The sequence below is a fragment of the Azospirillum brasilense genome, assembly GCF_008365405.1.
In the GTDB taxonomy this organism is placed as follows: Bacteria; Pseudomonadota; Alphaproteobacteria; order Azospirillales; family Azospirillaceae; genus Azospirillum; species Azospirillum brasilense_D.
In genome coordinates this window covers 1-2,765 of sequence record NZ_QOKV01000062.1, presented here as the reverse complement: position 1 = coordinate 2,765, position 2,765 = coordinate 1, and the positions used below count along the sequence as shown (strand labels likewise).

The 2,765-nt window shown below is 62.6% G+C and carries 1 protein-coding gene and 1 pseudogene; both read left to right on the top strand.

Features of this window, described 5'->3' with window-relative positions; all coding sequences use genetic code 11:
• A pseudogene (locus tag DS837_RS31695) lies at positions 1-120 on the top strand (IS5/IS1182 family transposase); the annotation flags it as partial.
• 460 nt (positions 121-580) lie between these two features.
• Positions 581-1,873 (top strand): nucleotide sugar dehydrogenase, encoded by a 1,293-nt coding sequence (locus tag DS837_RS31690; RefSeq protein ID WP_149168381.1) that lies wholly within the window; start codon positions 581-583, stop codon positions 1,871-1,873.
• The last annotated feature ends 892 nt before the right edge of the window (positions 1,874-2,765 follow it).

Sequence of the window (2,765 nt, the reverse complement as noted above, 5' to 3'; positions counted from 1 at the left end):
TTCGCCCGCTTCCGCCGCCTCGCCGTCCGTTACGAGCGGCGCGCCGACATCTTCACCGCCTTTCACCACATCGCTGCCAGCCTCATCTGCTGGCGCTTCGTCCAGAAATGGTTCTGTTAGGCGCTCTTATCCACGCAAAGTGCGCAAGAACCACCGAACCGAGGCAAGATCACCCCGGCGCTGTCTGAATTATCTGACGCCCGCGGAGGTCTTCGCGGCCAGCCTCGCCGCCCTCGCGTCCCGACTTGGCCCAGCGCCATAGGCCGGAGCGCCGATGGACCCACCGGTGTGACTTCACGTCAACCTTCCCAGAGGAAGAAACACACCCATACCGAGGCGTAAAATCCTAGAAACCCAGTGTCGCACTTCAGCTTGAATCCGCGGAGCCGCTCGGCGGCCGGATTGTGGAAGACTTGAAAAATGCTGGGAAAGACCGGTTGCGAAGTGTATAAGAACGCGGATCAAAACTCCGTCTTATGGAATCCAAGTCATTGATTTTGTTCAGAATAAAAGACGTTTTGATCGGCACTCTAAAGCACCCCAGTTCCGTCCTGCTTTTTATCAAGGACAAGTTGCCGTCATGACCCACTCCCGCCGCATCTCGGTGATTGGACTCGGCTACGTCGGCCTGCCGGTGGCCGTTGCGTTCGGCCGCGCAGGCGTGCCCGTGGTCGCCTTTGACATCGACGCGCATCGCATCGCGGCGCTGCGGGACGGGCACGACCACACGGGCGAGGTGCCTGACGCGGATCTGGCCATGGCCAACCTGCACCTGACTGACAACCCGGCCGACCTAGCAGCGGCCGATTTCCACATCGTCACCGTGCCAACCCCCATCGACGACGCCAAGCGCCCGGATCTGCGCCCGTTGCTAGCCGCCAGCCGCACCGTTGGACGATACCTGAAGCGCGGCGACGTAGTGGTCTATGAATCCACCGTTTACCCCAGCGCCACCGAGATGGACTGCGTGCCGGTCCTGGAGAAAGAATCAGGCCTGACCTGCGGGCGGGACTTCACGGTCGGTTACTCACCGGAGCGCATCAACCCCGGGGACCGGGAACACCGCTTCGAGACGATCACCAAGGTGGTCTCCGGCTCCGACCCGGCGACGCGGGCGCTGGTCGCCGCGGTCTATGGCAGCGTGGTCAAGGCCGGGGTGCACGAGGCCGCCTCGATCGCCGTGGCGGAGGCCGCCAAGGTCATCGAGAACACCCAGCGCGACGTCAACATCGCGCTGATGAACGAACTGGCGGTGATCTTCCACCGCATGGGCATCGACACCCGCGACGTGCTGGCCGCCGCCGGCACCAAGTGGAACTTCTTGAAATTCCAGCCGGGTCTGGTCGGCGGCCACTGCATCGGCGTGGACCCCTATTATCTGACCCACCGGGCGGAGCAGCTCGGCCACAACCCGGAAGTCATCCTGGCGGGCCGGCGCATCAACGACACCATGGGCCAGTATGTGGCGCAGGAGACGGTGAAGCGGCTTCTGCGTCGGAGGACCGGGCCGGCTGGGCCGCTGCGGGTGACGGTGCTGGGCCTGACGTTCAAGGAGGACGTGCCCGATATCCGCAACACCCGCGTGGTGGATATCGTGGCGGAGCTGGCGAGCTTCGGGGTGGAGGTCGCGCTTCACGATCCACTGGCTTCGGCGGAAGAGGTGGCCCACGAGTACGGCCTGACCCTGACCGCGCGGGACGCCCTGCCGCCCGCCGATGCGGTGGTACTAGCCGTTCCCCACGCCGTCTACCGGGAGGAAGGCTGGGAACTGGCGACCGGCCTGCTGAAGGACCGGCGTGGCCTCGTTATGGACATAAAGAGCCTGCTCGACCGCGGCGGTGTGCCGGATGGCGTGGAACTGTGGCGGCTGTAACCGCGGCCCACCGCAGCAGACTTTTCGGGCCAACCCCACCGCGTGGCGACCCGTTACGACAAGCTCGAGGCCCACTATCTCGCCTTCGTCGAGATCGCCTCGGTTCTGGTCTGGTTGCGCAGCTTTGGCGGCAGTAATTATTAAATTAAATCGCGATCTTTCGTTTCATCGCCCCTTTTACGGTATAATCTCATTAATGATATGGTAGGAGACCCCAATAATAATCGCTATTAAAATAGCCATTTTCCACCCATGTGAGTTTACAGACTTCGCTAAATCCGATGAGACAGACCGAATTTCATTTATGACATTAGATGGCGTATGTCGGGATTCATCGGTGGCATTGGCTTCCAATAGGTCAGTGCGCTTGTTACGATGGCGATTAACCACATCATTCTCCTGTTCAAGAGCAGATAGACGAATATCTGTGACTTCGCCTAATTTTTGGGAGTGCCTGCCTGGGATCGTGCAATCCTCCGCCCGCCGCTCCGAGCGCCTCGTCGACATTCAGCGCCATATTGCGCTCGCCCTGGGCGGCTCGTCCAGCGCCTCGCTATCCCGGTCTCCGCCGACACCCTCCTGCGGCTCGCTACCAAGGCGCCGCGCGTCGACACCCCGGCGCCTCGGGTACTGGGGGTGGACGAGTGGGCGTGGCGCAAGGGCCATCGCTACGGGACCATCTTGGTCGACCTCAAACGCGGCGACGTGGTGGACCTGTCGCCGATTGGATACTGGGCCATCCGCATTCCCGGTGCATGGTGGATGGTATCCGTCGTCGGCGCCCCACGTAGCGGCGCGCTGGGTGTCGCGCGAGGATGACGGCCGGGGCGTGTGATGTCGGAAAGGATCAGGCGGCCGTGGCGGCGCGTTCGGCCTTCCAGTTCCAGGGCAG